At 64.3% G+C, this 19,660-nt stretch carries 14 protein-coding genes; 12 read left to right on the top strand and 2 right to left on the bottom strand.

Annotated elements, in window-relative coordinates; translation table 11 throughout:
- Positions 1-238: 238 nt before the first annotated feature.
- From carA to recJ, 6 genes are all read left to right on the top strand, one after another.
- Positions 239-1,372 (top strand): glutamine-hydrolyzing carbamoyl-phosphate synthase small subunit, encoded by a 1,134-nt coding sequence (gene carA, locus AC1PLU_RS12355; RefSeq protein WP_481106366.1) that lies wholly within the window; start codon positions 239-241, stop codon positions 1,370-1,372.
- Entirely contained in the window at positions 1,369-1,725 is a 357-nt protein-coding gene (locus AC1PLU_RS12350) for a hypothetical protein (protein WP_104549448.1), read from the top strand. The genes carA and AC1PLU_RS12350 overlap by 4 nt, the downstream gene beginning before the upstream one ends.
- Positions 1,726-1,838: 113 nt before the next feature.
- Positions 1,839-5,081 carry a carbamoyl-phosphate synthase large subunit gene (gene carB / locus AC1PLU_RS12345; RefSeq protein WP_023903844.1) on the top strand — a complete coding sequence of 1,081 codons (3,243 nt, stop codon included), beginning with the start codon at positions 1,839-1,841 and terminating at the stop codon, positions 5,079-5,081.
- Between the two features lie 8 nt (positions 5,082-5,089).
- Complete coding sequence (greA, locus tag AC1PLU_RS12340) at positions 5,090-5,554, top strand: transcription elongation factor GreA (protein ID WP_172453391.1); 465 nt, start codon at positions 5,090-5,092, stop codon at positions 5,552-5,554.
- A gap of 43 nt (positions 5,555-5,597) precedes the next feature.
- Positions 5,598-6,518, top strand: a complete 921-nt coding sequence (locus AC1PLU_RS12335) for a hypothetical protein (RefSeq protein WP_023903846.1) — start codon at positions 5,598-5,600, stop codon at positions 6,516-6,518.
- Entirely contained in the window at positions 6,515-8,254 is a 1,740-nt protein-coding gene (recJ, locus tag AC1PLU_RS12330) for a single-stranded-DNA-specific exonuclease RecJ (RefSeq protein WP_481106365.1), read from the top strand. The genes AC1PLU_RS12335 and recJ overlap by 4 nt, the downstream gene beginning before the upstream one ends.
- Positions 8,255-9,059: 805 nt before the next feature.
- Here recJ and AC1PLU_RS12325 read toward each other — a convergent pair.
- Together AC1PLU_RS12325 and AC1PLU_RS12320 are read right to left on the bottom strand one after the other, a co-directional pair.
- Complete coding sequence (locus AC1PLU_RS12325) at positions 9,060-10,097, bottom strand: DUF1176 domain-containing protein (RefSeq protein ID WP_481106364.1); 1,038 nt, start codon at positions 10,095-10,097, stop codon at positions 9,060-9,062.
- Between the two features lie 101 nt (positions 10,098-10,198).
- Positions 10,199-11,413, bottom strand: a complete 1,215-nt coding sequence (locus AC1PLU_RS12320; RefSeq protein ID WP_481108519.1) for an acyltransferase family protein — start codon at positions 11,411-11,413, stop codon at positions 10,199-10,201.
- Positions 11,414-11,564: 151 nt separating this feature from the next.
- Here AC1PLU_RS12320 and AC1PLU_RS12315 point away from each other — a divergent pair, with 151 nt between their 5' ends.
- The 6 genes from AC1PLU_RS12315 (at position 11,565) to rpfC (ending at position 19,659) form a co-directional block, all read left to right on the top strand.
- Entirely contained in the window at positions 11,565-12,488 is a 924-nt protein-coding gene (locus AC1PLU_RS12315) for a LytTR family DNA-binding domain-containing protein (protein ID WP_481093135.1), read from the top strand.
- A 222-nt stretch (positions 12,489-12,710) separates the two neighbouring features.
- A protein-coding gene (prfB, locus tag AC1PLU_RS12310; protein WP_104591659.1) for a peptide chain release factor 2 occupies positions 12,711-13,836 on the top strand; the annotation gives its coding sequence in 2 pieces (ribosomal slippage) (positions 12,711-12,785 and positions 12,787-13,836; 1,125 coding nt in all).
- A 220-nt stretch (positions 13,837-14,056) separates the two neighbouring features.
- Positions 14,057-15,574, top strand: coding sequence for a lysine--tRNA ligase (gene lysS, locus AC1PLU_RS12305; RefSeq protein ID WP_481106363.1), 1,518 nt, complete (start codon positions 14,057-14,059; stop codon positions 15,572-15,574).
- A 138-nt stretch (positions 15,575-15,712) separates the two neighbouring features.
- Complete coding sequence (gene rpfG / locus AC1PLU_RS12300) at positions 15,713-16,849, top strand: cyclic di-GMP phosphodiesterase response regulator RpfG (protein WP_006451240.1); 1,137 nt, start codon at positions 15,713-15,715, stop codon at positions 16,847-16,849.
- Positions 16,850-16,859: 10 nt separating this feature from the next.
- Complete coding sequence (locus AC1PLU_RS12295) at positions 16,860-17,477, top strand: RpfH protein (protein WP_176341877.1); 618 nt, start codon at positions 16,860-16,862, stop codon at positions 17,475-17,477.
- Positions 17,478-17,484: 7 nt separating this feature from the next.
- Positions 17,485-19,659: a sensor histidine kinase RpfC gene (rpfC, locus tag AC1PLU_RS12290; protein ID WP_481106362.1), complete on the top strand. Its 2,175-nt coding sequence runs from the start codon at positions 17,485-17,487 to the stop codon at positions 19,657-19,659.
- The last annotated feature ends 1 nt before the right edge of the window (position 19,660 follow it).

The following is a 19,660-nucleotide window of genomic DNA, read 5'->3' as shown; positions in this document are numbered from 1 at the left end:
CCGGCGCGCAACCGCGCATGAATGGCGAGCTGCTCTAGCAGCGCATTCACCTCGCTGTTGCGATGTCACTACAGCATCGGGCGCTCTTCAGGCTGGCATGCCGGGGCACTTGCCTTTACAATTCTCGCTTGCCCGAACCAGCGTCGGACCGGTCCTCAGCACCGCGTCCGCGCTTTGCTGCAACCGGAATTTGGCCGGAAGCGCATCGGAGTCCCAGGCAGCCAGAGCGAGACCCCACGTGACCCAACCCGCAATCCTTGTCCTCGAAGACGGCACCGTGTTCGAGGGCGAATCCGTAGGCGCCAACGGGCTTTCCGTCGGCGAAGTGGTGTTCAACACCGCCATGACCGGTTATCAGGAAGTCCTGACCGATCCGTCCTATGCCCGCCAGATGGTCACGCTGACCTATCCGCATATCGGCAACACTGGTTTCACCTATCAGGACGACGAGGCCACAAAGATCTGGGCCGCCGGCCTGATCGTGCGCGATGTGCCGCGTCGTCCCAGCAGCTGGCGTAGCGAAGTGGCTTTGCCTGAATGGCTGCAGGCCCGTGGTGTGGTGGCCATTTCCGGCATCGACACCCGCAAGCTGACCCGCCTGCTGCGGCAGAAGGGCGCCCAGAACGGCGCGCTGATGGCCGGCGAGATAGACCTCGAAAAGGCGCTGGAAGCGGCGCGCAGCTTCCCCGGTCTTAAGGGCATGGACCTGGCCAAGGTGGTTTCCACCGAGGCCAGCTACAACTGGCAGGAAGGCTCGTTGGATCTCAATTCCGACACCTTCGCGCGGGCCGAGCTGAAATACAAAGTTGTCGCGTACGACTACGGCGTCAAGCTCAACATCCTGCGCATGCTGGCCGATCGTGGTTGCGACGTCACCGTGGTGCCGGCACGCACGCCGGTGGCCGAGGTGCTGGCGATGAATCCGGACGGCGTGTTCCTGTCCAACGGCCCGGGCGACCCGGAGCCGTGCGATTACGCCATCAGCGCGATCCAGGAATTGATCGCCAAGAAGGTGCCAACCTTCGGCATCTGCCTGGGCCATCAGCTGCTGGCGCTGGCCGCTGGTGCCAGCACAGTGAAGATGGCCACCGGCCACCATGGCGCCAATCATCCGGTGCAGGATCTGGATGGCGGGCGAGTGATGATCACCTCGCAGAACCATGGTTTCGCGGTTGACGAAAGCACGTTGCCGGCCAATGTGCGGGTGACCCATCGTTCGCTGTTCGATGGCACCAACCAGGGCATCGCATTGACCGACGCCCCGGCGTTCTCGTTTCAGGGTCACCCGGAAGCCTCGCCGGGCCCGCGCGACGTGGGGCCGTTGTTCGATCGGTTTGTGGCATTGATGGCCAAGGATGCCGAGCACGCATGAGCGCTCGGTTGATGGGTGTGCTGATCGTGCTGGTGGGCGTTGCCTTGACTTACTGGGGCGTGTGGATGCCGCTGGAGCAGGCACGCGCTGGCGCCGAGTCGATCACGCTGCACGGCGGCATGAAGCTGGCCTTGATGGTGCCGATGTGCTTCGTTTTCGGTGTCGGCTATGTGACTGGCGGGGAATCCTTTCACCATCGCATGCAGAACACCGATCCGGACAAGGTCCGCCGTTGGGGCAAGACCTCAGCGATCGGCTGGCTGCTGATCCTGGGCAGCTTGGCCGCGTCCTTCGGGCTGTATCAATGGCTTCAGCACACCCTGCACGGCCTCGGCTATGGATCTGCCGGATGAACCGGCTTTCGGTTCTGCTGAGTCGATGCACTATCACGCTGCGTCGCGATTCGATCGCCGCGGCCACTCTTCCGCACTTGCGGCTCGCCGCAAGTCCTTAATCGAGTAAAGAAATGCCAAAGCGCACCGACCTAAAAACCATCCTGATCATCGGCGCCGGCCCGATCGTCATCGGCCAGGCCTGCGAGTTTGATTACTCCGGCGCGCAGGCGTGCAAGGCGCTGCGCGACGAGGGCTACCGCGTGGTGCTGGTCAACAGCAATCCGGCCACGATCATGACCGACCCGGACATGGCCGATGCGGTCTACATCGAGCCGATCAACTGGCAGACGGTCGAGAAGATCATCGCCAAGGAAAAGCCCGACGCCCTGCTGCCGACCATGGGCGGGCAGACCGCGCTGAATTGCGCGCTGGATCTGGCCGACCACGGCGTGCTGGAGAAGTACAACGTCGAGCTGATCGGCGCCAAGCGTGAAGCCATCCGCATGGCCGAGGACCGCGAGCTGTTCCGCGTGGCGATGGGCGAGATCGGCCTGGATTGCCCCAGGGCCGAAGTGGCGCACACGCTGGAAGAAGCGCTGGATATCCAGACCCGCGTCGGCTACCCGACCATCATCCGCCCCAGCTTCACGTTGGGCGGCAGCGGCGGCGGCATCGCCTACAACCGCGAAGAGCTGATCGAGATCGTCGGCCGCGGGCTGGAACTGTCGCCGACCACCGAAGTGCTGGTGGAAGAATCGGTGCTGGGCTGGAAGGAATTCGAGATGGAAGTGGTCCGCGACACGGCGGACAACTGCATCATCGTCTGCGCGATCGAAAACCTCGATCCGATGGGCGTGCACACCGGCGACTCGATCACCGTGGCGCCGGCGCAAACGCTCACCGACAAGGAATATCAGCGCCTGCGCGATGCCTCGATCGCCGTGCTGCGCAAGATCGGTGTGGACACCGGCGGCTCCAACGTGCAGTTCGGCATCAGCCCGACCAACGGCCGGGTGGTGGTGATCGAAATGAATCCGCGTGTGTCGCGTTCGTCGGCGCTGGCCTCCAAGGCCACTGGCTTCCCGATCGCCAAGGTCGCCGCCAAGCTGGCGGTGGGCTACACGTTGGACGAGTTGAAGAACGAGATCACCGGCGGTTTGACCCCGGCCTCGTTCGAGCCGTCGATCGACTACGTGGTCACCAAAATTCCGCGCTTTGCCTTCGAGAAATTCCCGCAGGCCGATGCGCGTTTGACCACGCAGATGAAGTCGGTGGGCGAGGTGATGGCGATGGGCCGCACCTTCCAGGAATCGCTGCAGAAAGCGCTGCGTGGCCTGGAAACCGGCAAGATCGGGCTGGACCCGACCGGCCTGGATCTGAGCAGCGAAGACGACATCGCCGCGCTCAAGCGCGAGCTCAAGGCGCCGGGCCCGGAGCGTTTGTTCTATGTGGCCGATGCGTTCCGCGCCGGTATGAGCGTGGCCGATATCTACGCGCTGTCGTTTATCGATCCGTGGTTCCTGGATCAGATCGAAGAACTGATCAGCCACGAACAGCAGCTCGCCGACGACGGTATGGCTTCGCTGGATGCCGCGCGCCTGCGCACGCTCAAGCGCGCCGGTTTCTCCGATGCGCGCCTGGCCGAGCTGACCGGCACCAATGAAGAATCGGTGCGCACGCTCCGTCGCGCGCTGAAAGTTCGCCCGGTCTACAAGCGCGTGGATTCGTGCGCGGCCGAATTCGCCACCAGCACCGCATATCTGTATTCGACCTACGAGGACGAGTGCGAAGCGCTGCCGACCGATCGCGACAAGATCATGATCCTGGGCGGTGGCCCCAACCGCATCGGCCAGGGCATCGAGTTCGACTACTGCTGCGTGCATGCGGCGCTGGCGCTGCGCGATGACGGTTACGAGACCATCATGGTCAACTGCAACCCGGAAACCGTCTCTACCGATTACGACACCTCCGACCGACTGTACTTCGAGCCGTTGACGCTGGAAGACGTGCTGGAAATCGTCGAGCTGGAAAAACCCAAGGGCGTGATCGTGCAGTACGGCGGCCAGACCCCGCTGAAGCTGGCGCGTGCGCTGGAAGCCAATGGCGTGCCGGTGATCGGCACCTCGCCGGATTCGATCGATTTGGCCGAAGACCGTGAGCGTTTCCAGCAGCTGGTCGACAAGCTGGGCCTGAAGCAGCCGCCGAACCGCATCGCGCGCAACTCCGAAGAAGCCTTGGTGCTGGCGCGTGAAATCGGCTACCCGCTGGTGGTGCGTCCGAGTTATGTGCTGGGCGGCCGCGCGATGGAGATTGTTTACGGCGAGTCCGACCTGGCGCGCTATGTGCGCGATGCGGTCAAGGTCTCCAACGATTCGCCGGTGCTGCTGGACCGCTTCCTCGATAACGCAGTGGAAGTGGACGTGGACATCATTGCCGACAAGGACGGCAACGTGCTGATCGGCGGGCTGATGGAGCACATCGAAGAAGCCGGCGTGCATTCGGGCGATTCGTCCTGCTCGCTGCCGCCGTATTCGCTCTCGCCCAAGACCCAGGCCGAGCTGCGCCGTCAGGTCGTCATGCTGGCCGAAGGCTTGAACGTGGTCGGGCTGATGAACACGCAGTTCGCGGTGCAGGTCGATGAGGCCGGCGACGATGTGGTGTTCCTGCTGGAAGTGAACCCGCGTGCCTCGCGCACGGTGCCGTTCGTGTCCAAGGCCACCGGCATGCCGCTGGCCAAGATCGCCGCGCGCTGCATGGCCGGCAAGACGCTGGCCGAGCAGGGCGCCACCAAGGAAATCGTGCCGGATTATTACTCGGTGAAGGAGGCGATCTTCCCGTTCGCCAAGTTCCAGGGTGTGGACCCGATCCTCGGGCCGGAGATGCGCTCCACCGGTGAGGTGATGGGCGTGGGCCGCAGCTTCAGCGCCGCGTTCGCGCGCGCGCAGGAGGCCGGTGGCATCAAGGCGCCGCCCGTGGGCAAGGCGTTCGTGTCGGTGCGCGACCCGGACAAGAAGCGCGTGCTGCCGGTGGCGCAGGCGCTGGTGGAGCGTGGCTATACGTTGGTCGCCACACGTGGCACCGGCGCCTGGCTGCAGGAAAACGGGTTGAGCTGCGAAATCGTCAACAAGGTCGCCGAAGGGCGCCCGCATATCGTCGATTCGATCAAGAACGGCGAGATCGTGTACATCGTCAACACCACCGAAGGTCGCGCCGCCATCTCCGACTCGTTCTCGATCCGGCGTGAAGCGTTGCAGCATCGCGTGACCTATTCGACCACTGTCGCCGGCGCCAAGGCGCTGGTGCATTCGCTGGAATTCCGCGGCACCGGCCCTGTGTGGTCGCTGCAGGAACTGCACAAGGAGCTGCAAGCATGAGAGCACCCATGACCGCGAAGGGCGCCCAGCGTCTGCGCGAAGAACTCGATCAGCTGAAGTCGGTCAAGCGCCCGGCGGTGATCAGCGCGATCGCCGAAGCGCGTGCGCACGGCGATCTGAAAGAAAATGCCGAATACCACGCCGCGCGCGAGCAGCAGAGCTTTATCGAAGGCCGCATCAAGCAGCTGGAAGGCGAGCTCTCGCATGCCGAGATCATCGACATCACCAAGTTGTCGGCCGGTAACAAGATCGTGTTCGGCGCCACCGTGACGCTGGCCGACACCGAGACCGACGAAGAGAAGCGCTACCAGATCGTTGGCGATCTGGAAGCGGACATCAAGCTGGGCATGATCGCGATCTCCTCGCCATTGGCACGTGCGTTGATCGGCAAGCTGGAAGGCGATTCGGTCACCATCGACGCGCCGGCCGGCCAGCGCGAGTACGAAGTCGTCAGCGTTGCCTATCTAGATTGATTGCCTGGACTGATCGACTGCCATTGATCGACGCCACCGACCGATGACGACCGCAACGCTGCTGCTGCCGGAAACACGCCGTCTACCCGGCGAGTTGGGCGACACGCCGGTGGCGCGTGCGCTTGCGCGTGCCGACCAGCAAAGCACCGCGCCCGGCGAAGTGGCGCAGTTGCAACGCCACTTCAGCTTGACGCCTGCGCAGTGGCCGGTGGCCGCGCTGACCCGTCAGCTCGACGCCGGCGATGCCGCCGGTGCGACCTGGGTACGTGCCGATCCGGCCTATGTGGTGCCGGACATGCAGGGCGCGCGGTTGATGGGGTATGGCGAGGCGCTTGGTCCCACGGCAGAAGATCTGGAGGTGTTGTTGCCGATCCTCAAGCCGATGTTCGGCGATGCCGGGTTTCTGCTGGATGCGCCAACGCCCTCGCGCTGGTATCTGCGCTTGTCGCCGGATGCCAAGCTGCCGGAATTCGCGCCGCCGGATCTGGCGATCGGCGACGACTTGTTCGAGCATCTTCCCGCCGGCGATGTCGGCCGGCGCTGGCGCGCGTTGTTGACCGAAGCGCAGGTGCTGCTGCATCAACATCCCTGGAACGAGGGCCGCGTGGCCAGCGGCAAACCGGCGATCAATTCGCTGTGGTTCTGGGGCGGCGGCGTGCTGCCGCATGCGGTGAGTTCGCCGCATCGGCAAGTGCGCAGCCGCGAGTCGCTGCTGCGTGCGCTGGCCCTGGCGGCCGGCGCGGATGCGCAGGGAGAACAGCGTGTGGATGCCTTGGTGGATCTGCGTCATCTGCGCTCGCTGCAGCAATTCAGCGACGATGCGGTGGCGCCGTTGTTGGCGGCCATGGCACGTGGCGAGCTGGATCGGCTGGTGCTGGATTTCCAGGACGGGCAAACCGTCTCGCTGACGCACGCGCAACGCTGGCGTTTCTGGCGCAAGCCTCGCTTACAGCTGGCGCAATGACGTCCACTCCGCAGATCGTCCGGCGCCCACCCGGGCAGGCCGGCAGTTGGCCCGATGCCATGTTGCCGCTGTTGCGCCGCATTTATGCCGCGCGTGGTGTCACCGATACGCACGGCGCGCATCCGCGGTTGGGGCAATTGCTGTCGCCGGAGTTGCTGCACAACAGCGGCGCTGCCGCCGAGCTGCTGGCCGATGCGATCGCACACCAGCGCCGCATCCTGGTAGTGGGCGATTTCGATTGCGATGGCGCCACCGCGTGCGCGGTTGGCGTGCGCGGCTTGCGCATGCTCGGCGCGCTGGATGTTCATCACGCGGTGCCCAATCGCATGGTGCACGGCTATGGCCTGTCGCCTGCGCTGGTGGACGAACTGGCCGCGTTGCAGCCGGATCTGCTGGTCACCGTCGATCACGGCATCGCCTGTCATGCCGGTGTAGCCGCGGCCAAGGCGCGCGGCTGGACCGTGCTGGTCACCGATCATCACTTGCCCGGCGAGGTGTTGCCGCCGGCCGATGCGATCGTGGATCCGAATCTGGCCAACGACACCTTCCCGAGCAAGTCGTTGGCCGGCGTCGGGGTGATCTTCTATGTGCTGCTGGCATTGCGCAGTGTGCTGCGTGCGCGCGGCGCATTTGCCGACCGCGCCGAACCGGATCTGTCGGTGTTGCTGGATCTGGTTGCCGTCGGTACGGTCGCCGACCTGGTGCCGCTGGATACCAACAACCGTGCGCTGGTGTCGGCCGGCTTGCGCCGCTTGCGCGAGGGCAGGGGCTGTATCGGACTGCGCGCCCTGATCGATGCCAGCGGTCGCGATGTGGCGCGCCTGAGCGCCAGCGACATCGGATTCGCGCTCGCCCCACGCCTCAATGCCGCGGGCCGGCTCGAAGACATGGCCTTGGGCATCGAGCTATTGCTCAGCGAAGACTGGAGCCGCGCACGCGAGATCGCCGGCACCCTGGAGGAGATCAACGCAGAGCGCCGCGCGGTGCAGCAGTTGATGACCGACGACGCCGAGCAAGCCGTCACCAAAGTGGTGCTGGATGCCGATGGCGAATTGCCGATCGCGGCCTGCCTGTTCGATGCCGAGTGGCATCCCGGCGTCATTGGATTGGTCGCTTCCAAACTCAAGGACCGCCTGCATCGCCCGGTGATCGCGCTGGCGCCGGCCGAGCCGGGCAGCAGCCTGTTGCGCGGCTCGGCGCGGTCGATTCCCGGCCTGCATATCCGCGATGTGCTGGCGGCGGTGGATGCGCGCCACCCGGGCCTGATCCAGAAGTTCGGCGGGCATGCGATGGCGGCCGGGTTGAGCATGGATCACGCCGCGCTGGCCACGTTTGAACAGGCATTCCGGTCGCAAGTGCAATCGATGGTGGATGCCTCGCTGCTGCACGCCGAACTGCACAGCGATGGCGAACTGGCCGCGCACGAACTAGATCACCTGCATGCCGAAGCGCTGCGCGTGGCCGGGCCGTGGGGGCAGGGCTTTCCCGAGCCGCTGTTCGATGGTCAGTTCGAGGTGTTGCAGTGCCGCGTGCTCAAGGAGCGCCATCTCAAGTTGACGCTGCGTTGCCCCGGGCGCGCCGAACCGCTCAACGCGATCCACTTCAACGGCTGGCGCGGCAGCGAACCGGGCCGCATGGTGCGGCTGGCCTATCGCCTGGTCAGCGACGATTATCGCGGCGGCACGGCGGTGCAATTGATCGTCGAACATTGTGAGCCGGCAACCGTCACTGGCTGATCTGCGGGCCCAGCGTTCGTTCTACGTTTTGTTGGCTGCACCTGGCCTCATCTGGATGTTTCCGAGCCGCGTTGGTCGAGGGCGCGGTGTCCTCACCGCACCGCTCGCGGGACACGCCGTGAATCCGTCCGTGTAGGGCGCTGAGGGTACGGTTCTAAGCGCGCGGCTGTCAGTCGCTGGCTTCGGTGGGGGCGGCAGCCGCTGGCTTCGGTAGGGGCGGCAGCGCGGCCGGGGATCGGCTGCTCGCCTCGGTCAGACATCCTGTCTGACTCGCCGCCGCGGCACATCCCTGTGCCGCTTTCCGCCAATCCCCGGCCACGCTGCCGCCTCGGCTTGTCGTCTCCATGACCTGGCCAAGGCAAGCCGATTGGTCATCTTGTTTTCCAGTGACCTACGCGATTCGCGATGACAAGTCTGTAGGTGCTTTCTCGAAGGCCTGTGGGAAACTGATCTGACGCGCCGTGATCCGAGAAACACACGTCATCCTCTGCTAGCAACCACGCACACCGACCATCTTCGATGGTCCTTGCCCGCCCACCGTCGCGGGACCTTACGCGGCATGGATGCCGCGTAAGAGCCTACACGGACGTACTTGCGGCGTGTCCCGCGATGGTGGGCGGGCAAGGACCCTGCAGCCAAGTCGCGGATCAGCCGCTCTGCACGGGACGGCGTACTCACAGGTGGCATGTGTGCGGTGGTGTGCCGCAAGTGGCACACGCCTGATGACCGCGAAATAGTGTCGTTCGCCGCGTCAAAGCGTCTTGCAGGACAGTGCAAGTGCACACGCGCACTGTCCTCGCTTCGATCAAGGTGACTTCTTGACCTCGGTCACCAGCGTCGGCAATTCCCACGCGCCGCCCGCGGCCACCAGCCGGCACAGGCCGGAGGTGGATTTGGAGGTCGGCACAAACCGGCGGCCGTCCCAGGTCCAGCTGGCCTGGCTGTAGCAATCGCCCAGACCTCGCCCCTTGTGCGATGCGAGGATGGTCGCCTCATCCAGATCGCTGGCCTGGGTGGTGATCAAGGTGGGCGCGAACGGCGTCCGTGCGTTGATGACCCAGTAGCCGGTGCCGACGTTGTAGGCGCCCATCCAGCAATCGGTCGAGACCAATAATTTGTCGCTGCTGAGCCGGGTGATCGTCAGCGGTTCCGGCGCAGTGCTTGCGTCCAGCCCCTTGCATTCGTCGTTGGCCGGCAAGCTGGCACGCAGCGCCTGATAGAGCGCCGGAAGTTTGCCCAGGCGCGCATCGGCCGCTTGCGGCGCGGCGAGTTTGGCTTCACGTATCTGCGGTACCGGCACGGCCGGCAGCACGGCGGCCTCATCGCGATCGCCCTTGCGCACCAGCGCACCACGCGTGCCCAGCCGGCCCTGGAATTCGTCCATCTTCAGCAGCACCGCCGCCGCGCCGCGATCGGACAGTTGCCAGCGGCGGCCGTCGTTGCCGAGCGCCACGATCTTGCTGCTGCGTGTCAGCGCGGCCAGCAGTGCAGTGACCTGTGCGCTGGTCAGCGGCGCGGTGCCGCTGTCGCGATTTAGCGCCAGCTTGCCCAGATCGCGCTGGTCGATGCGCAATGTGAGCGACGCCGGCATCTTGACCTCGTCGTACTGGCCCAGCATCAACTCGGCCGTCACCGCTTGCCCGGCCCCGGCCTTGCGCGTCAACAGCACCGACACCGGCGTGCTGTCGCCTTCGTCCGGCTGGTAACCGGCAGCGCGGCAGGTGCGGGTGTTGTCGCAGGCGATGGTCCAGTCTTCATGGTCGAAGGCGATGCCGACCGGGGCCTCGGCAAGGGCGGCGACGGGCGTCAGCAACAAGGCGGCGGCGAGCAGGGTGGGGCGCATGGTGTTCTTCGAAAGAGCGTGTCCGGCGCGCATCTTGCGTTGCTGCGGATAGGCCGTCCAGTGAATCGCGCGCCAAACAGCGCCACACATGCGCAATGCGTTCATGACGGCATCGGCATGACGTCGACCTGCCTCGCCAAACGCTGGGGGTGCCCACGCAATCCGAACAACGGACGCAGCCAGCGCACGCGGCGGATCGCATATTTATGCAGTGCCAGACATCCGATCACGGTGGCGGCGATCACCAGCGCCGGTTCCAGCCAGGCATTCAATTGCAACGGCATCAGCCAGTAGAGCGTCACGATGATCAGGCTCTGATGCAGGATGTACCAGGGAAACACGGCTTCGGTGCAGTACGGCAGCCAGCGGAACGGACGGTTCAAACGGTGCCTGGCCCAGCCAAGGATCGTCAGCAGCGCCAGCCAGGTGTAGGCGGCACGTGCGCTGTGTTCGATCGTCTCCCACGGCAACGCATTCAGCGTTGCACCCAGTTGCACAGGTTGCCCATGGATGCCGGCGTAGCGAATGCCCAGTTCGGCGCCGATCGCCACCAGCGCGGCGCCCAACGTAAGCCAGCGCAGTCGCACGGCCAACTGCCAGAAGCGCTCGCGACGTGCCAGCAGGTACCCCAGCACAAACAGCGGGAACGATTCGGCATGCACGAACCAGTCGCCGACCAGCGCGTGGGTCGGCGGGTGGCGCGGCATCACCCACAGGACGCAGAACGCTTCCCACAGGATCGGCAACAGCAGCAGTGCCGGTACCGCCAGCGCAGCGGGCAAGCGAGGCAACGCGGCCAACCGCAGCCGCGTTGTCAGCGACACCAACGCCATCAACGCGACGGTGTAGGGCAGCAGATAGGCCAGATACCACAGATGATTCCAGGTGATGCCGTGCTGCCAGCCATCGAAACTGCCGGCTGGCCATGGACGCACCTGCCAGTAGCGCAGCAGGAAGCTGCCCAAGCCCGGGCTGACCTTGCCGTTGCTCACGCCCTGGCAATACGCCTGCACCGCAACCACCACGAACATGCCGAACAGCAATGGCGGCAGCAACCGCCCGCAGCGCTGCAAGGCGAAGCGCCATGGCTTCGCCTGCGGCCGCGCCAGCCCGATCGCGATGCCGGAGATCATGAACAGCAACGGCATCCGCCAGCGATTGAGCACGATCATCGGCCACTGCAACCACTGCGCCGTGTGCACGCTCTTGAGGTGGAAATCCCAGTCGGCCACATAGGCCATGCCCACGTGATAGAGGATCAGCAGTGCAAAGGCGAAGACGCGCAAGGCATCGATATCGTGGCGGCGCTCGGTCATGGTCGTGTCGATAGAAGGCATGCCTGCATCCTCGGCACATCCGGCCCATGCAGATGCACCAAGGGTGGCAACGCTGTCCCTGAGTGACCAGTTGCGGTACTGCAGGGACGAACCGAGGACGGCAGGCAGACGGTTTGCCTAGAATGCGCGGATGAATTCACCAGCATCCGGGGCCATTCCACCTGATACCGGCAGCAACGCCAGCGCGGGCAAGCGCTGGGTGGCGTTGATCTGGCTGCTGGTTTTCTATGGCAGTGCGCTCGGCAACACCGCGACCGCATGGCTGGCGGCGCGTCGCGATGGTCAGCCGTTGCTGCTATGGCAGGTGCTGACCTGGGAGCTGAGTAGCGCAACCGCCTCGTTACTGCTCCTGCCGCTGTTGCTCTGGCTATGCCGGCGCTGGCCGTTGCATGCCGATGTCTGGCAGCGGCGCATTCCGCTTTATATGGCGGCCGGGCTGGTCTGGTGGTTGCTGCACGTCAGCGGCATGGTGCTGCTGCGCAAGCTGGTCTATCTCGCGGTGGGGGCGCACTACGACTTCGGTGGCTGGCGCTTGCAGTGGGTGTACGAACTCTCCAAGGATCTGCGCACCTTCGCCTTGCTGGTGGCGCTGCAACACACGCTGGCCTGGTATGGGCGGCGTCGGCAGGGCGAGGCGCATCTGCTGGCCGCGCCGGACGAAGGCGCGCCGGTGGAGCCGCTGGATCGCCCGCGACGCTTTCTGGTGCGTAAGCTGGGACGCGACTTCCTGGTCGCCACCGCCGATATCGAATGGGTCCAGGCTTCGGGCAACTACGTCAATCTGCACGTACGCAGCCACGACTACCCGCTGCGCAGCACCATGGCCGCGATTGAGGCCAAGCTCGATCCGGCCGTGTTCGTGCGTATCCACCGCAGCTACCTGGTGAAGCTGGCACGTGTGCAGGCGATCGAACCGCTGGAATCCGGCGATGCCCGCGTGCACCTGACCGATGCAACGGTACTGCCATGCAGCCGCCGCTATCTGGCTGCGTTGCGGACAGTGGCCGGGCAGGCGCCCGTCGCGCAACGTGTCGAGGCTGCACCGGCTGGCTGAGTGGAGCGGCGCCGATCGTATGCAATGCCGCCTTTGTCCGGCCTGGGTCAGTCAGCGCCCCGGCACCTGACCTGTGCGCCGGCCCGGCTGCCGACTGCAGCGGCCGGCGCTTATCGATGCTTGCTGTGCCCGCAGAACGCTGCGACCCGGCATGGCCACCGCCGCGTTCCGCCGCCGCCGCCCGCTTGCTAAACTACCGGGCTTGTTTGCCGGAAGTCCGTCATGATCGAAACCAATCCGATCCGCCAGCGCATCACCGATCTCAACGATCGCGTGCTCTCGCTCAGGGGGTATCTTTGACTACGACGTCAAGAAAGAGCGTTTAGAGGAAGTCACCCGGGAGCTTGAAAACCCCGATGTGTGGAACGATTCCGAGCGCGCGCAGGCCCTGGGCCGCGAGCGCTCGATGCTGGAAAAGACCGTCATCGGCATTGCCGACGTGCTGGCCGGCCTGGCCGACGCCGCCGACCTGCTGGAGCTTGCCGAAAGCGAGCAGGACGAAGACACCGCAGTGGCGGTGCTTGCCGACCTGGACAAGTATCAGGTGCACGTCGAGAAGCTGGAATTCCAGCGCATGTTCTCCGGCCAGATGGACGGCGCCAATGCGTTCGTCGACATCCAGGCTGGCGCCGGTGGTACCGAAGCGCAGGACTGGGCCGAAATCCTGTTGCGCATGTATCTGCGCTGGGCCGAGTCGCGCGGCTGGAAGACCGAGCTGATGGAAGTGTCCGGCGGCGAAGTCGCGGGCATCAAGTCGGCCACCATCCGCATCGAAGGCGAGTTCGTCTATGGCTGGTTGAAGACCGAAATCGGCGTGCACCGGCTGGTGCGCAAGTCGCCGTTCGATTCGGATAACCGCCGGCATACCAGTTTCACCTCGGTATTCGTGTCGCCGGAAGTGGACGACAACATCGAGATCGACATCAACCCGGCCGATCTGCGCACCGACGTGTATCGCTCCTCCGGCGCCGGTGGTCAGCACGTCAACAAGACCGAGTCGGCAGTGCGTATCACGCATATTCCGACCAACACCGTGGTGGCCTGTCAGACCGGCCGCAGCCAGCACCAGAACCGCGACAACGCGATGAAGATGCTGGCCGCCAAGTTGTACGAGCTGGAGGTGCAGAAGCGCAACGTCGAACGCGACGCGCTGGAAGCCACCAAGTCCGACATCGGCTGGGGCAGCCAGATCCGCAATTACGTGCTCGACCAGAGCCGCATCAAGGATCTGCGCACCGGCATCGAGCGCAGCGATACGCAGAAGGTGCTCGACGGCGACCTGGACGAATTCGTCGAGGCCAGCCTGAAGGCCGGTCTGGCGGCAGGCTCCAAACGCCTGGATGCCTGACCGCTGTGCGAGGTCGATGTGCCTGCGCGCATATCGACCTCGCGCTACCTGCGGCCGCAATGCGTCTTGATCATGCAGCGGCTGCAGATTGCGCAACAGTCGACGCTGCTGCACCGCGCAGTCGTCACGGTCCCACCGTAAAACAAAGCAGGAACCAGCAAGTCCAGTTCCTCACTCCCCACCGGGCACGCGCCCGACCCATAGCAGATCGATTCCCGCCATGACCGAGCAGACCCCCGCGCCGCAGATCCCCGCCGACGAGAACAGCCTCATCGCCGAGCGTCGCGCGAAACTGGGCGCGTTGCGCAGCCAGGGCATCGCCTATCCCAACGATTTCGTGCGCGAACAGTTCGCCGGCGACCTGCAGGCCGAATTCGCCGATGCCGAGACCTGGACCCCCGAGGCGCTTGAAGCGAGCGGCCGCACGGTCAAGATGGCCGGCCGCCTGATGGCCAAGCGGGTGATGGGCAAGGCGAGTTTTGCGCAGATCCAGGACGAATCCGGGCGCGTGCAGCTGTTTCTGCAGGGCAATGTGCTCGGCGATGCCTACACCGCCTTCAAGGGCTGGGATGTCGGCGACATCGTGGCGGTGGAGGGCGGGTTGACCCGCACCAAGACCGGCGAGCTGTCGGTCAAGGCCACTGCGTTGCGGCTGCTGACCAAGTCGCTGCGCCCGTTGCCGGACAAGTGGCATGGTCTGTCGGACGTGGAGCAGCGCTATCGCCAGCGTTATGTCGATCTGATCGTGACCCCGGAAGCGCGCGAGGTCTTCATCAAGCGCTCCAAGATCATCCGCGCCATGCGCGCCTGGCTGGACGCGCGGCGTTTCCTGGAAGTGGAAACGCCGATGATGCATTACATCCCCGGTGGCGCCACCGCCAAGCCGTTCACCACCCACCACAACGCGCTGGATCTGGATCTGTACCTGCGCGTGGCGCCGGAGCTGTATCTCAAGCGGCTGGTGGTCGGTGGGCTGGAACGCGTCTACGAAATCAATCGCAATTTTCGCAACGAGGGCGTGTCGACCCGGCACAACCCCGAGTTCACCATGCTCGAACTCTACGAGGCCTATGCCACGTACCACGAGATCATGGATCTGACCGAGCAGGTGATCCGCGATACCGCGCAGTCGGTACTGGGCACCACCCAGGTGAACTGGGATGGCGCCGACATCGAACTGGCGCCGGCTTTCCGGCGCTGGCGCATGGATGAGGCCGTTCGCCACCACAATCCGGACATCAGCGCGGCCGATTGCACCGATCGCGCTGCGCTGCTGGCCCACTGCGAACGCCTGAAGATCAAGGTCAAGCCGTCCTACGGCTGGGGCAAGTTGCTGCTCGAAATCTTCGAAGCCACCGTGGAGCACACCTTGGTGCAGCCGACCTTCATTACCGATCATCCGGTCGAAGTGTCGCCGCTGGCGCGTTCCAGCGACACCGAGCCCGGTTACACCGATCGCTTCGAGCTTTTCATCAACGGCAAGGAACTGGCCAACGGCTTCTCCGAGCTCAACGACCCCGAAGACCAGGCCGCGCGCTTCCAGGCGCAGGTGCAGGCCAAGGAGGGTGGCGACGACGAAGCGATGCATTACGACGCCGATTACATCCGTGCGTTGGAGTACGGCATGGCGCCGACCGGTGGTCTGGGCATCGGCATCGACCGCCTGGTGATGCTGCTGACCGGCAGCACCTCGATCCGCGATGTGCTGCTGTTCCCGTATATGCGTCCGGAAGCCTGATGCTCTGTGCCGTCGGCTCGCCGACGGCACAGATACTGCATATGCTTGAGCGGAGCCCCGAATGGCGTATCGTCGGGGGAGTCGGCAGCACCGTCGGCGTTATCGCTTTCCCGTTCTCGAGACAGAGGAGCAACGGCTATGCAGGATGTTTTAGGGAATCCGGTCGGTGTATCGTCGACGGATACATGGGGAAGCTGGTCGGAAAAGGCGGATCTGGGATTGAACATCGTTATTGTCGATGACCAGATGTCTGCGCGGACGATGCTGCGTCACGTCATCGAAGACATCGCACCGGAGTTGAAGGTCTATGACTTCGGTGACCCGCTCGACGCGCTCGCCTGGTGCGAAGCCGGACGCGTGGATCTACTGCTGCTCGACTATCGCATGCCGGGCATGGATGGCCTGGAGTTCGCACGCCGGCTACGGCGGCTGCCGAGCCATCGCGATATTCCGATCATCCTGATCACCATCGTCGGTGACGAACCGATTCGTCAGGCCGCACTGGAAGCCGGCGTGATCGACTTCCTGGTCAAGCCGATCCGCCCGCGCGAACTGCGCGCGCGCTGCGCCAATTTGCTGCAGCTGCGTCAGCAGAGCGAAAGCGTCAAGCAACGCGCGCTGTCGCTGGAACAGCGCCTGCTGGCCAGCATGAACGAGGTCGAAGAGCGCGAACGCGAAACCTTGTCGCGGCTGGCGCGCGCCATCGAGTACCGCGATTCGGGGACCAGCGCGTTCCTGGAGCGCATGTCGCATGTGGCCGGCCTGATCGCCGAGCAACTTGGCCTGTCGGAAGAAGAGGTGCGCATCATCGAGATGGCCGCACCGCTGCACGACATGGGCAAGATCGCCATTCCCGATTCGGTGCTGCTCAAGCCGGGCAAGCTCACCGACGACGAGATGAGCATCATGAAGCGGCATCCGCGCATCGGCTACGAGCTGCTCAGCGGCAGCCAGAACCGTTTCATCCAGGTCGGCGCGCTGATCGCGCTACGTCACCACGAACGCTACGACGGCACCGGCTACCCGGACGGACTGGTGGGCGAGGCGATTCCGCTGGAAGCGCGCATCGTGGCGGTGGCCGACGTCTTCGACGCCCTGCTGTCGCCGCGCCCGTACAAGGAGGCCTGGACCATGGACGCTGCGCTTGCGTATCTGTACGCCCAACGCGGCCGCCTGTTCGACCCGCGCTGCGTGGATGCACTGCTACGCGGCCGCGCGCAGCTGGATCAGATCTGCGGGGAGTTCTCGACCGCATCGGCACGACCCGGGGTGTGAAGTGAAGGCGGTGCTTGGCCAGCTGCGCGCTCGACTCGCCCGGCGTGCCGACAGCGAGCATGGTCAGGCGCTGGTGCGCATCGTGTTGATTCTGCTGATCCTGGTCTATGCGCTGACCTTCGCTCAGCAGTGGCAGGTCTCCAGGCACAAGCTGCAGCAGCTGTTCTGCCTGATCGCAATCGGTCAGGGGATGGCGCTGGTGCTCTTTGGCTGGATTGTTGCAAACCCACAGCGCTCGCATCTGCGTCGCACGCTAGGGATGCTGTCCGATTACGGCTTGATCGGGCTGGCGATGACCTGGATGGGGGCGCCAATGGCATTCTTGTATGTCGTGTTGCTTTGGATAACGATCGGCAATGGGCTGCGGTTCGGTAGCGAGGCTCTGCACAACGCAGTGGCCATGGCCACGCTCAGCTTCGGCGCAACGCTGGCCAACAGTAGCTATTGGCAGGGTCGGCTTGGCTTGGCGATCGCGCTGCTGGGTGCGTTGATCGTCATTCCTATGTCATTGTTGCGTACGCTGCGCGAGCACGACCAGGCGATCATTGAGCCACCGCCCGCTGCAGGTATCGACGCTGCGACGCAGCACGGAAGGATCCCAACCCCATCGACGCCACCGCGCGTCTGAGGCGTCTATGAAGTTTCCACTGCCATGGTTGAAGCAACGTCTGTCAGGACGGGCGGACACGGAGCACGCGCAAAATCTGGTCCGTATCATCATCACCACCCTGTTTATTTCTTACCTGGGCTGGCGCTACCAACATACGCACGGCGACACGCTGGTTGCCACTTGGTTGATCCTGGTGGGCGAACTGGTGGTGTCGCTTGGCCTGATGGTGGCGATCCTGCTGCGACCGCAGGTGTCCCACACGCGGCGCCTGATCGGCATGCTGCTGGATTACACCTGCACCGGTGCCATCATGGCGATCCAGGGCGAGCCTGCCTCACCGTTGTACGCAGTGTGCATGTGGGTGACCATCGGCAACGGTCTGCGCTACGGCAGCAACTATCTGCGCGCCGCTACGGCAATGGGCAGCCTGTGCTTCCTCAGCGCCATCCTGATTTCACCCTATTGGAAAGCCAATCCATACCTGAGCTGGGGCTTGTTGCTGGGCCTGATCGCCGTGCCGCTGTACTTCGATTCGCTGTTGCGTGCGATGACACGGGCGGTGCGCGAGGCGCGTCATGCCAATCAGGCCAAGAGCCGTTTTCTGGCCAATATGAGTCACGAATTCCGCACGCCGCTCAATGGGCTGTCGGGCATGACCGAAGTGCTGGCAACCACGCGCCTTGATGCTGAGCAGAAGGAGTGCGTCAACACCATCCAGGCGTCGGCACGCAGCCTGCTGTCGCTGGTCGAAGAAGTGTTGGACATTTCAGCGATCGAGGCCGGCAAGATTCGCATCGACCAGCGCGATTTTTCGCTGCGTGAGCTACTCGGCGCGATTGGACTGATCCTGCAGCCGCAGGCCAGGGCGCGAGGCTTGCACTACAGCACCCAGGTTGCTGCCGACGTTCCCGATTTGCTTAAGGGTGACAATGGCCATCTGCGGCAGGTACTGCTCAACATCGTGGGCAATGCCGTCAAATTCACCGAGCAAGGCCATGTGCTGCTGCGGATCACGCGAGTGTCCGCCGGCAGTGCACTGCGACTGCGGTTCGATGTGGAAGACACCGGCATCGGGGTGCCGCTGGATATGCGGTCGCGGCTGTTCGACGCGTTCGAGCAGGCCGACGTTGGCCTGTCGCGGCGTTATGAGGGGACCGGGCTTGGCACCACCATCGCCAAGGGGTTGGTGGAGGCAATGGGCGGCAGCATCGGGTTCAAGGAGAACCAGCCCAGCGGTAGCGTGTTCTGGTTCGAACTGCCGATGGCGATCGGCGCACCTGTGCAGGCGGCACCCGCACAGGTGTCTGGCGGCGCACTCGTGGGAACGCAAGACGAACTGGAAGCCTCCAACGTCATCGCGTTCTCCAATCCATTTCTGCGTCATCGCGCGCGCGTGCGCAGCATGCGCATGTTGGTGGCCGACGACCACGAAGCAAACCGCATGGTGTTGCAGCGGTTGCTGGAAAAGGCCGGGCACAAGGTGAGGTGCGTCAACGGCGCCGAGCAGGTGCTGGACGCAATGGCTGAAGAAGATTTCGATGCGGTCATCGTCGATCTGCACATGCCGGGCATGAGTGGTCTGGACATGCTCAAGCAATTACGGGTAATGCAGGCCAGCGGAATGCGTTATACCCCGGTTGTGGTACTGAGTGCCGATGTCACGCCCGACGCGATTCGTACATGCGAACAAGCCGGCGCGCGTGCGTTCTTGGCCAAGCCGGTTGTTGCAGCGAAGTTGCTGGATACCTTGGCCGATCTGGCTGTCAGTACGCGGCTCTTGGTCACGCCGACAACAAGTGTGCAGATCCCGGACATGTTCGATGGTGTGCTCGATGCCAGTGTGCTGGACGAGCTGGCTGCACTGGGTATGGGAGATGAGTTCGAACACCAGTTCGTGCGTCAGTGCCTGGAAGATGCGCAGAACTGCGTCGGTGCGATCGAGCGTGATGGAACCCGTTCGGATTGGGAGCAGTTGCGTGAGAGCGCGCATGCATTGCGTGGCGTTGCCAGCAACCTGGGTCTGGCGCAGGTTGCCGGTAGCGGGGGCGAATTGATGCGCATGGCCGACTGGCAATTGCAGGCAGAGTGGCGGCAGCGGCTGTCTGCGTTGCGCGGCCAATTGCAGGCCGGAAAGGACGCACTCGACGCACGCGTGAAGCGCGCCAAGGACGAAGAGTGCTCCCCCCGTAATAGCGAATAGG

The organism is Xanthomonas sp. NCPPB 2933, from assembly GCF_056725225.1.
Note: the sequence above shows the minus strand (reverse complement) of the source record. Positions and strands in the feature narration are given on the sequence as shown.

Excerpts from the sequence above, each read along its gene's own strand:
- AC1PLU_RS12350 (WP_104549448.1), top strand. The coding sequence starts at position 1,369 with ATGAGCGCTCGGTTGATGGGTGTGCTGATCGTGCTGGTGGGCGTTGCC.
- carB (WP_023903844.1), top strand. The coding sequence starts at position 1,839 with ATGCCAAAGCGCACCGACCTAAAAACCATCCTGATCATCGGCGCCGGC.
- greA (WP_172453391.1), top strand. The coding sequence starts at position 5,090 with ATGACCGCGAAGGGCGCCCAGCGTCTGCGCGAAGAACTCGATCAGCTG.
- AC1PLU_RS12335 (WP_023903846.1), top strand. The coding sequence starts at position 5,598 with ATGACGACCGCAACGCTGCTGCTGCCGGAAACACGCCGTCTACCCGGC.
- recJ (WP_481106365.1), top strand. The coding sequence starts at position 6,515 with ATGACGTCCACTCCGCAGATCGTCCGGCGCCCACCCGGGCAGGCCGGC.
- AC1PLU_RS12325 (WP_481106364.1), bottom strand. The coding sequence starts at position 10,097 with ATGCGCCCCACCCTGCTCGCCGCCGCCTTGTTGCTGACGCCCGTCGCC.
- AC1PLU_RS12320 (WP_481108519.1), bottom strand. The coding sequence starts at position 11,413 with ATGACCGAGCGCCGCCACGATATCGATGCCTTGCGCGTCTTCGCCTTT.
- AC1PLU_RS12315 (WP_481093135.1), top strand. The coding sequence starts at position 11,565 with ATGAATTCACCAGCATCCGGGGCCATTCCACCTGATACCGGCAGCAAC.
- lysS (WP_481106363.1), top strand. The coding sequence starts at position 14,057 with ATGACCGAGCAGACCCCCGCGCCGCAGATCCCCGCCGACGAGAACAGC.
- rpfG (WP_006451240.1), top strand. The coding sequence starts at position 15,713 with ATGCAGGATGTTTTAGGGAATCCGGTCGGTGTATCGTCGACGGATACA.
- rpfC (WP_481106362.1), top strand. The coding sequence starts at position 17,485 with ATGAAGTTTCCACTGCCATGGTTGAAGCAACGTCTGTCAGGACGGGCG.